20 protein-coding genes, 1 pseudogene and 2 other annotated features are annotated in these 18,724 nt (G+C 33.2%); of the genes and pseudogenes, 3 read left to right on the top strand and 18 right to left on the bottom strand.

Features of this window, described 5'->3' with window-relative positions; translation table 11 throughout:
- Positions 1-29 precede the first annotated feature (29 nt).
- The 8 genes and pseudogenes from BHY08_RS02840 to BHY08_RS10910 all read right to left on the bottom strand — a co-directional run.
- Positions 30-1,382, bottom strand: a complete 1,353-nt coding sequence (locus BHY08_RS02840; protein WP_071456432.1) for an APC family permease — start codon at positions 1,380-1,382, stop codon at positions 30-32.
- A 157-nt stretch (positions 1,383-1,539) separates the two neighbouring features.
- Positions 1,540-1,818: a histidine phosphatase family protein gene (locus BHY08_RS02835; RefSeq protein ID WP_071456431.1), complete on the bottom strand. Its 279-nt coding sequence runs from the start codon at positions 1,816-1,818 to the stop codon at positions 1,540-1,542.
- Between the two features lie 339 nt (positions 1,819-2,157).
- Positions 2,158-2,994: an amino acid ABC transporter substrate-binding protein gene (locus tag BHY08_RS02830; protein ID WP_071456430.1), complete on the bottom strand. Its 837-nt coding sequence runs from the start codon at positions 2,992-2,994 to the stop codon at positions 2,158-2,160.
- 10 nt (positions 2,995-3,004) lie between these two features.
- Positions 3,005-3,640, bottom strand: coding sequence for an amino acid ABC transporter ATP-binding protein (locus tag BHY08_RS02825; protein WP_071456429.1), 636 nt, complete (start codon positions 3,638-3,640; stop codon positions 3,005-3,007).
- A gap of 13 nt (positions 3,641-3,653) precedes the next feature.
- On the bottom strand, positions 3,654-4,295 hold the full coding sequence (locus BHY08_RS02820) for an amino acid ABC transporter permease (RefSeq protein ID WP_071456428.1): 642 nt from the start codon (positions 4,293-4,295) through the stop codon (positions 3,654-3,656).
- A gap of 79 nt (positions 4,296-4,374) precedes the next feature.
- Positions 4,375-4,616, bottom strand: a binding site (T-box leader).
- 30 nt (positions 4,617-4,646) lie between these two features.
- Positions 4,647-4,880 (bottom strand) — a binding site (T-box leader).
- Positions 4,881-4,918: 38 nt separating this feature from the next.
- Positions 4,919-5,614 carry a glucosamine-6-phosphate deaminase gene (locus BHY08_RS02815; RefSeq protein WP_071456427.1) on the bottom strand — a complete coding sequence of 232 codons (696 nt, stop codon included), beginning with the start codon at positions 5,612-5,614 and terminating at the stop codon, positions 4,919-4,921.
- An 80-nt stretch (positions 5,615-5,694) separates the two neighbouring features.
- The gene (locus BHY08_RS02810) at positions 5,695-5,949 is read right to left on the bottom strand and encodes a hypothetical protein (protein WP_071456426.1); all 255 of its coding nucleotides are present in this window, start codon (positions 5,947-5,949) and stop codon (positions 5,695-5,697) included.
- A gap of 179 nt (positions 5,950-6,128) precedes the next feature.
- Positions 6,129-6,546 (bottom strand): annotated as a pseudogene (locus BHY08_RS10910) (cation transporting ATPase C-terminal domain-containing protein); the annotation flags it as partial.
- 67 nt (positions 6,547-6,613) lie between these two features.
- On the opposite strand from BHY08_RS10910, the gene BHY08_RS02805 reads away from it, so the two are divergent.
- On the top strand, positions 6,614-7,282 hold the full coding sequence (locus tag BHY08_RS02805; RefSeq protein WP_084657156.1) for an IS3 family transposase: 669 nt from the start codon (positions 6,614-6,616) through the stop codon (positions 7,280-7,282).
- Positions 7,227-7,460, top strand: coding sequence for an IS3 family transposase (locus BHY08_RS11405; RefSeq protein WP_084657155.1), 234 nt, complete (start codon positions 7,227-7,229; stop codon positions 7,458-7,460). The genes BHY08_RS02805 and BHY08_RS11405 overlap by 56 nt, the downstream gene beginning before the upstream one ends.
- Here BHY08_RS11405 and BHY08_RS10680 read toward each other — a convergent pair.
- The 6 genes from BHY08_RS10680 to BHY08_RS02780 form a co-directional block, all read right to left on the bottom strand.
- On the bottom strand, positions 7,444-7,743 hold the full coding sequence (locus BHY08_RS10680; protein ID WP_071456425.1) for a potassium-transporting ATPase subunit KdpA: 300 nt from the start codon (positions 7,741-7,743) through the stop codon (positions 7,444-7,446). The two genes, BHY08_RS11405 and BHY08_RS10680, sit on opposite strands and share 17 nt — an antisense overlap.
- Positions 7,733-7,864 carry a hypothetical protein gene (locus BHY08_RS11325; RefSeq protein ID WP_276325586.1) on the bottom strand — a complete coding sequence of 44 codons (132 nt, stop codon included), beginning with the start codon at positions 7,862-7,864 and terminating at the stop codon, positions 7,733-7,735. The genes BHY08_RS10680 and BHY08_RS11325 overlap by 11 nt, the downstream gene beginning before the upstream one ends.
- 91 nt (positions 7,865-7,955) lie before the next feature.
- Complete coding sequence (locus BHY08_RS11400) at positions 7,956-8,030, bottom strand: potassium-transporting ATPase subunit F (RefSeq protein WP_084657289.1); 75 nt, start codon at positions 8,028-8,030, stop codon at positions 7,956-7,958.
- A 223-nt stretch (positions 8,031-8,253) separates the two neighbouring features.
- Positions 8,254-9,090, bottom strand: coding sequence for a BglG family transcription antiterminator LicT (gene licT, locus BHY08_RS02790; RefSeq protein WP_071456423.1), 837 nt, complete (start codon positions 9,088-9,090; stop codon positions 8,254-8,256).
- A gap of 108 nt (positions 9,091-9,198) precedes the next feature.
- Positions 9,199-11,091 carry a beta-glucoside-specific PTS transporter subunit IIABC gene (locus BHY08_RS02785; RefSeq protein WP_071456422.1) on the bottom strand — a complete coding sequence of 631 codons (1,893 nt, stop codon included), beginning with the start codon at positions 11,089-11,091 and terminating at the stop codon, positions 9,199-9,201.
- A gap of 248 nt (positions 11,092-11,339) precedes the next feature.
- On the bottom strand, positions 11,340-12,773 hold the full coding sequence (locus BHY08_RS02780) for a 6-phospho-beta-glucosidase (protein ID WP_071456421.1): 1,434 nt from the start codon (positions 12,771-12,773) through the stop codon (positions 11,340-11,342).
- A 101-nt stretch (positions 12,774-12,874) separates the two neighbouring features.
- On the opposite strand from BHY08_RS02780, the gene BHY08_RS02775 reads away from it, so the two are divergent.
- Entirely contained in the window at positions 12,875-13,849 is a 975-nt protein-coding gene (locus tag BHY08_RS02775; RefSeq protein WP_071456420.1) for a LacI family DNA-binding transcriptional regulator, read from the top strand.
- 16 nt (positions 13,850-13,865) lie between these two features.
- On the opposite strand, the gene BHY08_RS02770 is transcribed toward BHY08_RS02775, so the two are convergent.
- The 4 genes from BHY08_RS02770 to BHY08_RS02755 all read right to left on the bottom strand — a co-directional run bounded on the left by BHY08_RS02770 (position 13,866) and on the right by BHY08_RS02755 (position 18,719).
- Positions 13,866-14,384 carry an ECF transporter S component gene (locus BHY08_RS02770; RefSeq protein WP_071456419.1) on the bottom strand — a complete coding sequence of 173 codons (519 nt, stop codon included), beginning with the start codon at positions 14,382-14,384 and terminating at the stop codon, positions 13,866-13,868.
- 10 nt (positions 14,385-14,394) lie between these two features.
- Positions 14,395-14,778 carry a DUF4430 domain-containing protein gene (locus BHY08_RS02765; protein WP_071456418.1) on the bottom strand — a complete coding sequence of 128 codons (384 nt, stop codon included), beginning with the start codon at positions 14,776-14,778 and terminating at the stop codon, positions 14,395-14,397.
- Positions 14,779-14,860: 82 nt separating this feature from the next.
- The gene (gene ileS, locus BHY08_RS02760) at positions 14,861-17,647 is read right to left on the bottom strand and encodes an isoleucine--tRNA ligase (protein WP_071456417.1); all 2,787 of its coding nucleotides are present in this window, start codon (positions 17,645-17,647) and stop codon (positions 14,861-14,863) included.
- Between the two features lie 268 nt (positions 17,648-17,915).
- Positions 17,916-18,719 (bottom strand): DivIVA domain-containing protein, encoded by an 804-nt coding sequence (locus tag BHY08_RS02755; RefSeq protein ID WP_071456416.1) that lies wholly within the window; start codon positions 18,717-18,719, stop codon positions 17,916-17,918.
- Positions 18,720-18,724 lie beyond the last annotated feature (5 nt).

Below are 18,724 nucleotides of genomic sequence, written 5' to 3'. Positions count from 1 at the left end.
TCTTATTAACCAAAAAACTAGAAAGTCTCTCACTTTCTAGTTTTTTTTCTAGTCGCATATAAATAAAACGGGATACCTAAAGCTGTTAAACCTAACCCTATAATCACAAGTGATAGTTGGTTAACTAGCGTCATAGATAGAATAAAGATTCCACCGATTATTGACACGATTGGGACAAATGGATACAAAGGAACTTTGTATGGTCTTGGTAAATCTGGTTCTGTTTTTCTTAGTTTAATGACAGCAAAAAAAACTAACGTATAAAAAATCCAGATAACAAAAACCAACATATCTGTTAAAATATCAAATCCACCTAATAACATCATGACAACTGCTACTGCTAACTCAAAAAGTCCTGCAATAAAAGGCACTTTATTACGATTTAATTTTGCTAATTGATTTGAGTATGGTAATTGTTTATCTAATCCCATCGTATAAGGAATTCTCATACCAGTCATTGTGTAGCCATTAATTGCACCGTATACAGAAATTAGGATTCCGATTGTAACAATTTTTCCACCAAAGTCACCAAATATTTGTTTTGATACATCCATCGCAGCATTTTCATTCCCTGCTAATGATTCGATGGGTAAACTTTTTAAATAAACAAAGTTAACTAATAAATAAATCAGCATAACACCAAACAATCCGCCGGCTATTGATCTTGGTAAATCTCGCTCAGGATTTTTTAACTCCCCTGAAATATTTCCCACATGAATCCAACCATCATATGCAAACATAGTAGCAAGAAGCCCTGCTCCTAAAGCTGGAAAAAAGCCGGATACTTGTGGTCCTGCAGTTACAGGAAAAAGACTAACGTCAACTTCACCTTGTCTTAATAGACCAAAAATAACAATTAAGGCAAGTGGTATTAACTTACAAACCAATGTGATTGATTGAAAAATCCCACTAGCTCTTGCTCCTAAAAAATTAATCAACGTAATGGAACCACCGACTAAAATAGCTATTGGTACAATCACTGAGTTGGATAAACCAAATAAGTTTTTAAACTGGGTACCGAATATAATAGAAAGAGCTGCGACGTTGGCTGGAAAATAAATAATGATTAATGCCCATCCTAATAAAAAGCTCCATAACTTACCATACGCCCGTTCAATATATCTCACCATTCCACCCGTTTCAGGAATAGCTGCTGAGAGTTCTGCTGCGGTTAGTCCTGCACAAATACTAATAATACCACCTAAAAACCATGATATTAGCGTTAGACTAGCTGATCCAGTTGATTGCGTCACACTAGCTGCTTTGAAAAACACTCCTCCACCTATTACGGTTCCCATAACGGTTGATAAAGCTGGGAAGAATGTCATTGTTCTTTTTAATTGATTGTTTTCTTCTAATACAATCTCATCTTTATTTGGCATACTGCTCCCCTTTTTTAGGTTAATCTTTGAGTTACATCATACCCAAAATTAACGTATGATAATTTTAAAATATGCTATATTTTATCATACTAAATAGGAAAAGCAACATACATCCTTATTAATTTACTATGTTTCTTCAGAAAATAACGTTTGTCAGCTATTTTTCAATAAAAGATGTATCTCCTACACTCTCTACTGTAAATTTTCCATCTTTATGAATAACTTTTAAAATGCTTGCGTTTGATAGAGGACGATCCGTGTCTTCTTCAGTCCAATCTGATAACAATACTGTAATCGCCATACCGTGAGATACGATTAACACATTACCGACACCTTCTTCGCTTGTTTCTTCTGCAATTTTCGTCACTTCTTTTTGCATTCTCTTTCTTACCGTATCATACGTTTCAAACTGTCTTGGTTCATCATTTTCAGCCATTGCATTGGTAATCTTTTCTAGTCCCTATTCCTTGATATCTGTTTTCACTGCATCTTCATTTTCGTAACCCAATATTTTCGCAGCTTTTACCCACATATATTCATCTAAATCTCCTTAAAACTTTCTTCATTTCATTGAATAGTGTTTTCAGAGGATTTTTTAATACCACACTAGAAGCTCTTTAGAACCACCCGCATAGCAGGTGGTTTTCAATACATATAAAAAGATGATAAATAAGAGATTATTCTCAAATTCATCATCTTGTAAATTTAACTCATCAGTCCTATTTGACAAAGAGCCATTTGGGGACATTTTTATTTTCAATTGACTCAGATACTATTACTTTATTGCATTATCATTTCCAAACCATTTTTCGCTGATTTCTTTCATTTTTCCATTATCTTTTAACTTCTTAAATGCCTCATCGATTTTTGTTTTCAATTCTTTATCGCTTTTTCTAATACCTACTGCAAAATCTGCACTATCAAACGGTGTATCTAATACTGCATAATCTTTTGGATTTTTTTGTTGCGCAATATAATAATTTGCGTACACGTTATCCACAATCAAACCGTCAATTCGTTTTGCTTTTAAATCAATAAATGCTTCGTTGAATGTATCAAACAACACTGTCTCATTATCATTGATTATATCAAGAAATACTTCAGGATTTTTTTCTATCATATCCTGGCCTGTAGAAGCATTTTGAGCTCCTAATACTTTGTCTTTCATCTCTGTATAAGATTTTATTCCGCTTTCTTTCATCACAACAAGTTGCTGTTTACTACTGATATATGGTTCACTAAATGCTACTTTTTCTTTTCGTTCATCTGTAATATTATAACCGTTCCAAATCAAATCAATTGTGCCATTATTTAGTTCATTTTCTTTCATAGACCAATCAATTGATTGAAATTCAGGTTTAATGCCATATTCTTTAAAGACTTCTTTAGCTAAATCAATATCAAATCCGACAATATTATCTGATTCATCGCGAAACCCCATTGGAACAAATGTATCATCTAGACCGATGACGATTTTTTTATTTTTTTCAATCTCGCTCCATTTATCTTTATCTGAACCATTTCCACTTTCTCCACCTTTACCACAAGCCCCCACGACTAATAGTAAAGCTCCTAACATAACCATCGTCCATGTTCTTTTTTTCATCTTCATCCCATCCTTTTTATTTTATTGGTTCAACTCGAATCGTTTTATCTGCAATCTTTTCAGCAAATATCGGATCATGCGTCACGACAATTTGAGTGACGTTTGGTGATTTTAAATTTAAAATAACTTCAGCCACGTCCCCACTCAAACCAGGATCTAACGCACTTGTCGGTTCATCATAACATAGCACTCTTGGTTCCATTGCTAAAGCTCTAGCAATTGCTACTCGCTGCTTTTGTCCACCTGATAATTCAAATGGATAAGCCTCTTCCTTATCTGATAACCCTAATAGTCCTAACATAGAACGCGCTTTTTCTGTTGCTTCTTCCTTACTTTTTTTCAATACCATTGTTGGCGCTAAGATAATGTTTTCTAAAACATTTAAATGAGGAAATAACTGGAAATCTTGAAACACCACTCCAATTTTCCCACTATTTGCTTGATGTGACTTATTCGTTAAATCTTCCCCACCTAACAGTAACTGACCCTTATCAAATGATTCCAATCCACTAATGCAGCGAAGTAACGTTGTTTTCCCTCCACCAGATGGGCCTAATATAACGGTGATTTTTCCCATTGGAAATGAGTGAGACACATTATCTAATATTTTTTTATCACCAAAACTTTTTGAAACATTTTTAATTTCAAGCATAGTCATTCACTCCTTATTTATAATAACTGAATCGTTTTTCTAGGTACTTAATTAAACCTGTGAGAATTGCTGTAAAGAACAAATAAATTATCCCGACAATAACAAGAGGGACAAGTGTAACATCTCGGTTGGTGGCAATTTTTCCAGCTCTAAGTAAATCCCCCAATCCAAGTACATACATTAATGAGGTATCTTTCACTAAATTAATCACTTCATTTCCGATTGAAGGTAAAATGATTTTAATTACTTGTGGCAAGATAATTTTATAAGCTGTTTGGAATGGACTTAATCCTAAAACTTGAGCACTCTCTATCTGGCCTTTTGGTATTGCTTGTAAACCACCTCTAAATATCTCGGCAAAATATGCTCCATAGTTTAAAATAAAGGCAATCATTACAGCATCATATCGCTCAAATACAATGCCTATAGCTGGTAACCCAAAGAAAATAAAAATAAGTTGTAATAATAACGGTGTACCTCGCATTAGCCAAATATAGATATTTAGTAAAAAGGTTAGTGGTTTAAATTTTGTCCGTAAACCAAATGCGACTAATAATCCTAAAGGGATTGATCCTAAAAGGGTAAAGAAAAACACTTTTAACGTCATCGTTGCGCCATCTAATAAAGATGGTAATATTTTTAAAATATATTCCATAGCTGTTCCTCCGTTTTTTTGTTCAAAAATTATTCGTTAATTTTTATATTAAATATAAAAAAGCCTCTTGGTAACATACCAAGAGGACGATAAGCCGTGATTCCACCTCAATTTATTACCATCTCACAATGGTAACCTCATGTTGTTTAATTCAATCATTAAACACACATCCTTAACGCGGACAAACGTTATATCTTACTTAAGTTCAGATATACATCTATCTAGTTGTGTTCATGAATGGGTTTTTGTTTCCTTCTCAGCTTATAGGAAACTCTCTGTAAAAAAATAATCATCCATTACTTGTCTAGTCATTGATTTTTTATAATAAAAAAAGCCCTTTGGCTCTTTAAGCCAAAGGACGATATAATCGTGGTTCCACCTTTATTTGTTATTGTCTCACAACAATAACCTCATGAAGTTTATAACTTCGAGTGTCATAACGTGTCTCAAACGAACTTTTCTACTGATGATTTTCGAAAAGTTAACTCCCAGATGTGTTTCACTTAATACTTTGACCTTTTTCCACCAACCAAAGGCTCTCTATACAAATATAATTAAGCTACTTTTTCTGCTCTTTGTTTTCAATAACTTTATCATCAGTTTTTAATTTTGTCAATAAAAATTTAGTTTAAATATTTTGCTGCATCCTCATCTAAAATCACTGTAAAGTTTGGATGAAGTTGGAGTATAGAAGCTGGGTAAGCTAAATCAACTGGTCCTTGTAACACTTTTTTCACCATCTCTGCTTTACTTTCCCCATTAACAATCAACACAAGATGTTTCACTTTGAATACACTTTTTGGTCCCATTGTCACAAACTCTAATCCTTTATGCATCATTGATGGTTCAAACCATGGTTCGTCTCCTGTCACCTTTATTTTATACGTTGCATATTCAAACTCAGTAGTTGTTGGCATATTCCCACAAAAATGACCGTCTCCACCGAGTCCTATTAACATGGCATCTAATCCACCATCAAGAGCTAGACGTTCATCTTGTTGTTCGTAATTTTCCACGGTTAATTTATGTATATTTTTCTCTGAAACATTCGCAGGTGTTAAATAAAGTTTTCGTATTTCTGAAATGGTGATTCCTTCAGCTTGATTTTCTACTGGAATCTCATCAAAATTGTAATAATGTACATTGTTAAAGTCATCTGAATCTTTTACATATGGTATTAATTTTTCATACACTTTGACTGGTGTCCTACCAGCTGTAATCGACAAATTCACACGTTTATCTTGACTCATAGTACCTAATAGAATATCTTTAGCTGTTTCACTCATTGCATCAAAATCTTTTTTTATAATAACTCTCATAAAAAACGCTCCTTAATCATATATTAACTACACTATATGTCGTGGGAACGTTCCCATGTCAATAAAATATTTTCTAAAATTTAATTATTTAGTATTCCATGTTCACCTGTCTTCACCTCACAGAATGCTTTGTTTTGAAATGTTTTTTCCACAGTCGCATCATCATGAACACCACCAAAACGAATCATTTTATTTTGATTTTCATCTACTCCATAGCTTATCTGTTGTTTGTGAAATTCAGTTACTGATGGACTCATATCGACGAGTACATAAATTTTAAAATAGTTTAATTTACCATCATCTGTAACAATAATTTCCTCAGTTATACTTTCCACATTAAGTATAATTCGTTTAATTAAATTTATTATAACATGTAAGTTATTTTAAGTTTTCGTTCATAAAAAGTAATATTTAATTATTTCATAAAAAAAGCAACCCTATAAATGGTTCCTCATTTTGTTAATAACATACTTGGCAAGATCTTAAACCTTTATGTTTTATTTCACCCAACGTCGATACTCATCAAAGCAATCAATACAAATACATATGCCATTTGAATACATCCAATTTACCTAGTGATTGTCTTGGTCTTGGTTTTGGTTTCATAATACCTTGCTTAGCCAGTTCAAATATTAAAGAAAATTGTATCATAATGGCTGATACCATATTCATCCACAAGAGCTCCGACGATTGAAGATGCATATCACGTTGCATTAAAATGGTGAAAGCGATGATTAACCCTTCAGCAAAAGAGGTGGGCAACAAGAATAAAATATTTTTTTAATATTGTCATAGATTCTAGAACCTTCTTTGATTTCAACAGCCATGGTACCGAAATTATCATCTATTAAAATCATATCTACAGAATCTTTGGTGACATCTGTTCTTTTTACCGCTATCGACACACCAATATCCGCTTGTTTTAAAGCTGGCGGAAAGAAAATTTATCCCCTTTGGAGGCTCTAGATAGAGAAAATAAATACTTGAAACAGTAGGTTGATGTTAAAAAAAATACAAGGAATTAGAAAAGATGTGGAAAAAGAACTATTTATAAAATTAGTTGATTATTATAAAGACGTGCTATCTGTTACATGGTTATGTCACTATTTTGGTGTAGCTAGGAGTACTTATTATCGTTGGACTACGCAGGAAGATATAGAGGATATTCGAATTAAAATGATTCAGCAGCTATGTAAAGAAAATAAATTCACTTATGGTTATCGAAAGATTACTTTTTTACTTCGTAAAAAGATAATAATTAATCATAAAGTTGTTCAACGTATTATGCAAAAATACGGATGGAGTTGTAAAGTGAAAATAAAGAAAAAACAACGCCCAGGCTCTTTTTACTTTAAAACCTCTAATGTAATTGATAGAGACTTTAGATCGATTAAGCCGTTAGAAAAACTAACAACAGACACCACTTATCTTGATTATGGTCCTAAGAGACTCTATCTTTCTAGCATTATGGATTTATTTAATGGAGAGATACTCTCTTATACAATAAGTGAAAAACAGGACATTTCTTGTCTTTTAGACACACTAAATAAATTACCTAAACTTCCAGATAATTGTATACTTCATTCAGATCAAGGTTCTGTATATACGTCATATGCTTATTATCAAGCAACTAAAGAAAAGAGCGTTCCACTCTGTCCTAAAGGCTAAAACGTTCTCATTACACCCAGAGCTTGGAAGCTCTATATTTAGTGTAATTAAAACTGTACAAAATTTCATCAACTATTATAATAAAAAAAGAATTCAACAAAAATACGATTACTTATCTCCTGTTGAATATCGAAAAAAAAGTAATCGCATAGGTGTTTTTATTACTGTCTCATTTTAGGCATCCTGTCCCGTTTGAAACCAAGTAATAACACATACAAAACTAAAATACCTATAGCAGCTGAAACAAAGTTTTGAACGGTTAATCCAATTTTTTGACTAAAAATGGATAACGTTTCCTCTCCAGCATAAGCTTGCCAGTTTGTATTCGTTACAAAACTTGCGGCTGTATTAAACGCTAACGATAAACTTAAACCAGGTAGCCCTTCTGGATTTAATAGTAAAAATCCCTGACAAATTAAAATTAAAAATAAGGCAACAAATGAGATAGCACTAAAAATCAATACACTTATGGCATAATCTTTTCCTCACATTGATTCTTTTGATACTGGACCTTAAAAATTTATACACAGAACGTTCTATTGGTTGAACAATTTTTGTTAGTAGATTATTCTGATTCGTCATGACTTTATTTATGTATCGCCCTAAAAGTATCCCGACAATAGTTAAAACGGTTAAAAATATGATTTGCATCATCCATACTTGATTCATTTCACTAATCCCCCAAAAATAACTTATAAAATAAATATATTAGTAATGCGACTGCTACTATAAACGAGATAATTATCATCTATTTTCCCTTCCTTTTTTTAAGATGAACACATCATAACAAGCTTTTTATAAAGATAGTGTTAAACTTTTACTTTTATCTTTATACAATCTTTACACTTATACTATCTATTCAGTTATTAGTATCTTTGTAGCCCTTTCTATTACATTAAAAGTAACTCCTCTTATTTTTAATTTATGATATAAAAAAAGAGTGCCGAAATATATCAGCACTCTTTTCCGTATTATTTATTATTGACTACTCGGTTTATATGAATTGTTAAATAGATTATCTCTGAATGACTAATTGAAATATCTCGCTTAGTCAATAGATAATCTTTCACTCTTAAGCTACACTGAAACGCCTCAGGATACTTAGACTGCACTAGTTCATAAAGAAAATCATCCGTTTCTTCACTTAACTCATTATTCATGATACGTTGCACAAAAAACTGAATATGAGTAACCATTCTTTGATAGTTAGTAGAGTTCTCATCAAACTCGCATCCAAAATATCGCCTAACAACATTAAGAATATTTTTTACAATTTCTGTATTTTTCATCGTCGTAGCCATATCCTGATAATCTGTCACACTATTGGCCAAATGCATGGCTATCACACCTGCTTCTTCCTCTGTCATGTCCACATTTAGCTTATCCTTCACAATTTCAACCGCTTTTAAAGCGACTTTAAATTCTTTTGAATAAAACTTTTTTATATCAAATAATAATGGATTAGGAAGTGAAATATTCTCGCGAGCCCGTTCTATAGCATAAAACAAATGATCAGTTAAACTTAAATAAGATTTCTCAGAGTAATTATAACCAATTTCTTTTTCTGCTAATAACATAATCTCTTTAGATACTTCGATGATATCTGGTGGTATTTTTTCGACCAATTTTTCCATCTCTTGTCTTTCGCTTCCGAAATGATTAACAAACATCTTATCAATAGCAATTAAAGATATTTTATCTCCAACTTTTTTATTAAATGCGATGCCTTTGCCCATCACAACTACTTCTTGAGATTCTTTATTATCAGAAATTACCACATTATTATTTAAAATTTTTTTTATAATCATCTCTTGTGTCCTTTTCTTAACCCAGTGATATTATCATTAATCCTTATTTTATTATACATCCTATAAATGTTTTTTTACAGAATTAATTATCATACCATAAAAACACCATTATTTGATTACCACTAATAATTCTTCTCCTGATACAATATCTTTTTGATCTAATGTAAGGACATCTAAAAACTGATCTGAATTTGTAACTACTATTGGCGTGACGACAGGTTTTCCTGCTTCCTTAATATAATCAATATCGAAGTATCCTAATAAATCACCTTGATTTACTTTATCCCCTTGCTTAGCTTTAATATCAAATCCTTTTCCGTCTAACTCAACAGTATCCATACCAATATGGATCAGTATCTCAGAACCATCATTTGTTGTCATACCTATTGCATGCCCTGTTGGAAATACAGTGGTAATTTCTCCTGTTGCTGGTGCATATAACTCACCGATAGTTGGATTAATAGCGATACCTTTTCCTAACGCACCAGAAGAAAATACTTCGTCTTTGACTTCAGATAGTGGAACAACCTCACCTGTTACAGGAGAAACTAACTCTTCTCTTGATTCTGATTGACTTGTTGTACCAGATGATACATTATTTGGTTCCTCATTATTTGGTTCCTCATTATTTGATTCTACTTCTTTATCAAATCCAATAACCAACGTCATAACAAATGCTACAACAATAGATACAATACTTCCAATAATTCCCATCATAACGTTTGATTCAACACCATCAATCGTACTCACAAAGCCAGGTATTGATAATACACTTATCAAACCACTAGCAAATAGTTTAACACCAGCTCCACCGATAACTGCCCCACCAACAGCTCCACCGATACAAGAAGCGATAAATGGTTTTTTTAGAGGTAAAGTCACACCATAAACAGTCGGTTCAGTAATACCAAAAATAGCAGTCAACGTTCCTGAGAGTGCCAATGCTTTTCGTTTTTCATTCTTTGTTCTCAAAAATACCGCAAAAGCAGCTCCTGCCTGAGCTAAAACAGCTCCCAATAACATTGGTGTTAAAGTATCAAAACCATATTGTGTTAAGTTATTCAATGCTATGGGGATAAGACCCCAATGCATCCCAAACATTACAAACACTTGCCATAAGCCACCCATAACTGCACCTGCTAATATAGGACTAAAATTAAAGACTGCTGTATAAGCTGTTCCTAATCCTGTTCCAATAATTGTACCTAAAGGCCCTATTGCAACAAAAGTTAACGGTACCATGATCATAATAGTAAACATTGGGACTAAAATAATTTTTAAAAATTCAGGAATAATTTTTTTCATAAATTTCTCAATATATTTTTGTAACCAAACAAACAATATGATTGGGATCACTGTTTGCATATAACCTGTTGGACTAATGATGACAGGTAGCCCCATAAATGACAATGCTACTTGTTCTCCTGCCATTTGTGTGATAGATGGGTATAATAGAGCTCCTGCTATTGATAAGGCAATAAAAGGATCTGTCTTAAATTTTTTAGCAGCTGTAAACGCAACAGCAAATGGTAAAAATTGCATTAATCCGTCTGATGCCGCATAAAGAATTTGATAAGTTCCTGACTTGTCTGTTAAAACACCTGTCAATAATAAAATAGATAATAGCCCTTTTAATACACCAGTTCCTGCCAGTGCTCCTAAAAATGGTGTAAAAACACCTGATATAATATCAACAAATTTATTAAAAATGTTACTATCTTTTTTCTCATCTTCTGTTGGCTCTCCAAGCCCAGATACATCTAGTAATTCATTAAAGACATCCGATACTCTACTTCCTACTACAACTTGATATTGACCTCCACTTTGAACGACTTGGATAACATCTGGTATTTTTTTTATCTCTTCAGTCTTAGCAATTGATTCATCTTTCAATTTGAATCGTAGGCGTGTTGCACAATGAACAACACTACTAACATTTTCCTTTCCTCCAACTAATTCTAAAACTTGTGTCGCTAACTCTCTATTAGAAAGCTTTGCCATAATAATTCCTCCTTACATTTTTGAATGCAAAAAAGACCTAAACTGACTAAAATAGTCTACGCAAACTAATCCCAGATATATACTGAGACTAATCTTGTCGTTCACTATTTCATTCAATTTAGGTCTTGCCTGCTTAGCAGTTACAATCCTTTACATACAGATAATAACATGTTTCCGCTTTCTTGTAAACAATAAATGTACTTTATTTAAATAAAGACTTCAGAAAAAATCTGAAGCCTTCATAATAATTAGCTATTGCTCAAATCTTCTCCATTTGTTGCAATGACTTTTTTATACCAATCAAATGATTTTTTCTTACTACGATTAAGTGTTCCATTTCCTTCATTGTCACGATCTACATAAATAAATCCATAACGTTTTTTCATTTCACCAGTACCCGCACTGACTAAATCAATACATCCCCAAGTCGTATAGCCTAATAAATCGACCCCATCAATTTCTACGGCATCTCTCATCGCTTTGATATGCTCTGCTAAATACTCAATACGGTAATCATCTGCAACATAACCATTTTCATCTGGTGTATCCACAGCACCTAATCCATTTTCTACAATAAACAATGGTTTTTGATAGCGATCGTATAAATCATTCAACGTGATTCTTAATCCTAGTGGATCAATTTGCCATCCCCACTCACTTGACTCTAAATAAGGATTTTTAAGTGACTCAAAGATATTACCACTCGTTTGTTCATTCACCGCTGGATCCGTCGATTGCAATCTTGATGAATAATAAGAAAATGACACGAAGTCAACAGTGTGCTCTTTCAATAATTCTAAATCGCCTTCTTGAATTGGTAATGTAATACCTTTTCGTTCCATTTCTTTTAACGCATAAGACGGGTACTCGCCACGAGATTGAACATCAATAAAGAAATAGTTTTCTCTATCAGCTTTTCTTGACGCCCAAACATCTTCAGGTTTACTAGTATAAGCATAGTTTGCTCCTGCAGCAAGCATACATCCTACCTTGTTTTCTGGATCAACTTCATGGGCAATTTTTGTGGCAATCGCACTAGCTAGTAATTCATGATGAGCAGCTTGGTACTTGATTTGTTCTTTATTTTCACCCTCTTCAAAATAAAGCCCTGCTCCCATAAATGGGGCATGTAAAATCATATTAATTTCATTAAACGTTAACCAGTATTTTACTAAACCTTTATAACGATTAAAAATAACATGACACAGATTTTCATAAAAACCGACTAATTCACGGCTTCTCCATGCACCGTATTTTTCAACTAAATGCATTGGACAATCAAAATGAGTTATCGTAACTAATGGTTCAATCCCATATTTTTTACATTCTTTAAATAAGTCTTCATAATATTTTAAACCTGCTTCATTTGGTTCATTTTCATCACCTTTTGGAAAAATACGAGACCAAGCGATGGATAAGCGATATGTTTTAAATCCCATCTCTGCAAATAACGCAATATCTTCTTTGTAACGATGGTACATATCAATTGCTTCTTTGGCTGGATAAAAATGATGTTCATCAAATTCAAACATTTTCATCTCTCCAGTAATAACTGCTGCACGGTCTTTTCCGACTGGCGCTAAATCCACATTCGCTAATCCTCGACCATCTTCACGATATGCTCCTTCACATTGATTGGCTGCTGTTGCGCCACCCCATAAAAAATCTTGTCTAAATCCCATTGTATTTCCTCCTTATATTGTTTGTATGTTCATTCTATCTTGTGGGAACATTCCCATGTCAAGTTTTTTTTGGTATAATTTTTGTAAATGGAGGTCTTTATATGACAACAATTATTGATGTAGCAAAAAAAGCAGGTGTTTCAAAGTCTACCGTATCTCGTGTCGTTTCTAACAAAGGATATGTTAGTCAAGAAACACGACAAAAAATTGAAAAAGCCATGCATGAATTAGGCTATATTCCAAATATGCTAGCACGTAATTTACAGTCAGGATTAACTAAAACCATAGCTTTTATTTCTCATGACTTTAATCAACATACCAGTATCTTTTTAAATGCATTTACTAAAACAGCTCTAAACCACGATTTCTACGTTAATTTGTATGTAACTGGAGGAGATAAGGATAAAGAGTTAGATGCGCTTAATTTAATGAAGTACAAACAAGTTGATGCTATTTTTATCTTTACAAGAAGCAATTCATGGGATAAAATTATCCCTTTTAAAAAATTTGGTCCTATTTCAACATGGCATCGAATTGATTCTCCAGATATTTATTCGTCTTATGTCAATCAATATGAGAGTTACCTTATGTCACTAGAATTTTTGTTAACACGTGACTATCAATCAATTGGTCACATTTTAGGAGATGAAAATAACAAAAATACTATTGCACGTATTAAAGCTCTCAATCATTTCTATGACTATCATCCAGAATTAAAAAAAGACTGCGATTGGATATTTGTAAACTCTAGTCATCTTAATACCGGACGAGATATAGCAAAAAAATGGGCTAGCTCTATACATAAGCCTGATGCACTCGTTTTTTATACCGATTTTATTGCAGCTGAGTGTATTTCTGAATTACAACTATTAGGAATTAAAGTACCTGAAGACCTTGGAATTATGGGGTTTGATAACAGTACTATCAGTGAGATTGTTCATTTGACTACTGTTGATTGTCATTTAGAAACACAAGCCTTAAATTGCTTTAACTATCTCCATAGCCAACTAAAACAACTTGATTTTAAACCCAAAGATATTACACAAGATTTAGTCATTCGTTCGTCCACAAAATAAAGAGAGATAGCAAACACTATCTCTTTGTATTTATTTCTTTTTCAATAATGTAAACAAATGGCTTTTTCAATATAGCATAGAAAAAAACTGTACCAAACGCATGCATCATATCAAAGCTCATTCCTGTAATATAGTAAGCCCAAAAGTTTTGTACGCCCAAAAATGGTGCTAGCATAACAGAAATTAAAAAACCATAGAAAAATCCTGATAAACCACTTACTATTAGTTGCGTAAAAAAGCTAGTCTTAATAGGGATTATTCTTTTCAGCAATACAACCACTAAAATAATCGCGCAAAAAGATAGTATCTGGGCAATAGTCCAAATCCCCATCCCTAAATAAAAATTAGTAATCAAAATAGATAATGCTCCAATGACCATCGCCTGAATTCCACCCATGTATAACGCCACAAGAATCAGCGTTGCGGTAATAGGCTGTACATTAGGTATCCAAGTTGTTAACATTCGTCCAACAACACAAAAAGCAGTCAATAACGCAATCATCGTAATCTCTTTTGTAGTTATTTTTTTTAACATAAGCACGTTCCTAATCTAATTTAGATAAATCAAATACGACATTATCTCCATCTGATACGTTTGTTTCTTGTACACCTTTTTCAGCTTGTTTTCCATTGATTGTATATAACCAATATTTATTCGCTTTTTCATCTTGCTTATGACCATCTATAGAGGTGATAAATCCTTTTGTATCTTCTATATTGTAATTATCCTTTAATACATCATATAACACAGCGTCTTCTTTCACACTAACTTCTTTTGAATCAAATTCTTTATTTTCTTCTTTTAAAACAATGCTGACTTTAGCACTAGATTCACTAGATTCTGTCGTTTTTTGACTGTCTTTTGCTCCACATCCTGCAAGTGTAACAATCAGAGTTGCTCCTAATACCAAACGATTTAGTTTTTTCATTTTATCTCTCCTTTTTCTACAATACTTTTCATAAAGAAACCTCAAACCACTTTATCGTAGTTTGAGGTGTTAATATTAAGTTTTATTCTAACCCTTCAGCCACAGCTTCTGGATAATTTGTTTCAACAATTTCAGCACAACGATCACACAATGTTGGTAAGTCTTTATGACTTCCTACATCTTCTTTAATGGCACGACAACGTTGACATGTTTCACCTTGAGCAGATTCAACTAAAATAGCCACATCATTAAATCTTACAGCTTCTTCTGGTACTTCAGTTGTTGGTTTTTCAACGACTAAATCAGATACAATCAATACTTGTGCTAAGTTAGTATTTAATGCATTTAATAACATTGCTTTTGGTTCATTTGGATAAATCGTTACTTTTGCTTCAAATGATTTACCAATCAGCTTACTATTTCTTGCTTCTTCAAGCGCCTTTAAGACGTTTGTTCTCACTTCCATGAAACCATCCCAAAGTTCCATGATATCTTCTTGATCTGGGTAAGTATCATATCCAGGTAATTCAGAAAGTTGTACGTATTCTTCTTTCTCTTGTAAATGAGACCAGATTTCTTCAGAAGTAAATGGTAAGATTGGTGTCATTAATTTAGTTAATGTCACTAAAATATCATAAAATACTGTTTGCATTGCACGGCGTTCATGATTGTCTACTGCTTCGATATAGACAACATCTTTAGCGAAGTCTAAATAGAAGGCTGATAAATCATTCGTACAGAAATTAACTAAGCTCTTATAAACTGTAGAGAATGAATAGTTTTCATATCCTTTATCACGAATTGTTTTAACTGTATCATTCAAACGAATCATCATATATTTATCAACTGAACGTAATTTATCATATTCAACACGGTCTTTTTTCACATCAAAATCAGATGTATTTGCTAATAAGAAACGCATTGTATTACGAATTTTACGGTAAACTTCAGCAATTTGAGTTAATGTGTTCATGTCTACTTTAACATCTGATTCATAATCGACACTTGATACCCAAAGTCTTAAAATATCTGCACCCATTTGATTGGTTACTTTATTTGGCTCAATCGTATTTCCTAAAGATTTACTTTGTTTACGTCCTTGTGGGTCTAATGTAAATCCTTGAGAAAGAACTGCTTTATATGGTGCAACGCCATTAATTGCCACACTTGTTGTAATACTTGAGTTGAACCATCCACGATATTGGTCGGATCCTTCTAAGTACAAGTCAGCTGGGAATGATAAATCACTTCTGCCTTTTAATACAGCTTCATGTGATGAACCAGAGTCAAACCAAACATCCATGATATCAGTTTCTTTTGTAAATTCGCCATTTGGACTACCTGGATGTGTAAAGCCTTCTGGTAATAATTCTTTCGCTTCTCTTTCAAACCAAACTTTAGATCCATACTCAGCGAATAAATTCGCCACGTATTCTGTTGTTTCAGGTGTAATAATTGCCTCACCACTTTCAGCATAAAATACTGGTAATGGCACACCCCAAGCACGTTGTCTAGAGATAACCCAATCGCCGCGGTCACGAACCATGTTATATAGACGTGTTCTTCCCCATGGAATAATCCAGTCAACTTTTTCAATTTCAGATAGAATATCCCCTCTAAATTTATCAATTGATGCAAACCATTGTGGTGTCGCACGATAAATTACAGGTTTTTTTGTACGCCAATCATGTGGGTAACTATGTGTAAAGAAATCAAGTTTTAGTAAATGACCACTTTCTTCTAACATTTCTGTAATCATTGGATTAGCTTTATCGTAGAAGATTCCTTCAAATCCAGGTGCTTCATCTGTATAACATCCACGAGAATCCACAGGTGAAATAACCTCAATACCATATTTACGACATACAATGTAGTCATCTTCCCCATGTCCAGGAGCTGTATGGACTAAACCAGTACCGGCATCTAATGTAACGTGGTCTCCAAGAATTAAACGAGATTCTCTATCATAAAATGGGTGTTGAGCTGTTAGATTTTCTAGCTCTGTCCCTTTAATCTCTTTAATAACTGAAACAGTTTCCCAACCAATTTCTTTTGTCACTGTTTCAAGTAACTCTTTTGCTACGACAAATTTTTTACCATCTGCTTCTACTACAACATAAACATATTCAGGATTTACACTGATTGCTAAATTAGCAGGTAACGTCCAAGGAGTTGTTGTCCAAATCACAAAACTTGTGTCACTATCTAATACATCTCCGCCATCTTTCACATCAAACGCAACATAAATTGATGCAGATTTAATGTCTTTGTATTCAATTTCTGCTTCAGCTAATGAAGACTCACTAGAAGGAGACCAGTAAATTGGTTTTAATCCTTTATAGATATATCCTTTTTCCGCCATTTTTCCAAATACTCGGATTTGTGCTGCTTCGTAATCTGGTGTAAGAGTGATGTATGGATTATTCCAATCACCTGACACACCTAATCGCTTAAAATCGTTACGTTGTTTATCAACTTGGCTAAGTGCGTATTCTTTACACATTTCTAAGTATTCTGCTCTAGGCATTTCTTTGCGTTTAACACCTTTTTTGGTCAAAACTTGTTCAATTGGTAACCCATGAGTATCCCAACCTGGTACAAATGGTGCACGAAAACCTGACATTGATTTAAAACGAACAATGATGTCTTTACTAACTTTGTTTAATGCATGACCTAAATGGATATTTCCATTTGCGTACGGTGGTCCATCATGTAAAATAAATGTTGGTTTGCCTTCATTTAGTTTTTGACGTTGTCCATAAAGATCTTTTTCTTCCCATTCTTTTTGCCATTCTACTTCTCTTACTGGTAAATTACCACGCATTGGAAAACTTGTTTTTCCTAAATGCAACGTTTCTTTCATTTTCATTTATTTATCATCCTCACCTATTTTTTATATAAAAAAAGCCTCGCCCTATAAAAAGGGACGAAGCTATCGTGTTACCACCCAAAATTCAGTATAGACATAAGACTATACTCTCTTGTAGATTGTAACGATTCTCACCGAGAAATCTTACTATTATTTCAGATTTCTTTTATGTAAAGGATCTTTCTTAAATCAGTGTCTCACTAGGTTTCCACTATCCCTAACTCACTATCAGATTAAATTAAGCTTTTCTATTTTACAATATTGACTATTATTTAACTCTTGGACGTGTTGCACGTTCAACTTTATTTAACTTTTTTGTTTCGTCATTTTTTTCAACTGGTTTGTCAGCTGGTTTATTAGTATTTTCACGCGTTGTTGATACTTTAATTTCAGGCTGTTTGATTGCTTCTCTGTTCTTTGGAACATTATCCAAAGCTGGTTTTGTGTTTACAGCTGGCGATGTTGGATCAACGCCATTTGCTGCTTCAACCGCATCAAGAACTTGTTTAAACGCTTGGTGACTACTATCAACATACGCACCAAATGGTTTAAGTATTTCATCCCACTCATCACTTTGTACAATTTGTAGTTGTGATTCTAATAACACATTTAAGTTTCTGTGGAAGATACGTGTTTTCTTCTTCAAGTCATCTGTTTCAACGGCTAACTGACGAGCACGTTCACTTGCTTCTGAAAGAATCTGGTTTGCTTTGTTAGTTGCTCCTGTAATTAGCTCATCAGACATCTTGTTAGCATGTGCTAAAATATCTTCAGATTGTGCTTGTGATTGTTGAATTGCTAAGTCAGATTCTCTAATAGCATTTTCTTTTAATTTATCAGCTGTATCTTGTGCCACGATAATTGATTGATTCAATGAGTCTTTCAATTCGTTGAAGTAGCTTAATTTATCGTTTGCTTGCTTAACTTCTTTTTCTAATGATCGATTTTCTTGAGTTAATTTTTCAACTTCTAAAGCAATTTGGTCTAAAAAATCATCTACCTCATCACGGTCATACCCTTTAAATTTTGTATTAAAACTTTTATTTGTTATATCGATTGGTTTAATTCCCATTTTTA

The organism is Vagococcus teuberi (assembly GCF_001870205.1).
GTDB lineage: Bacteria > Bacillota > Bacilli > Lactobacillales > Vagococcaceae > Vagococcus > Vagococcus teuberi.
This window is presented reverse-complemented; position numbering and strand designations above follow the sequence as displayed.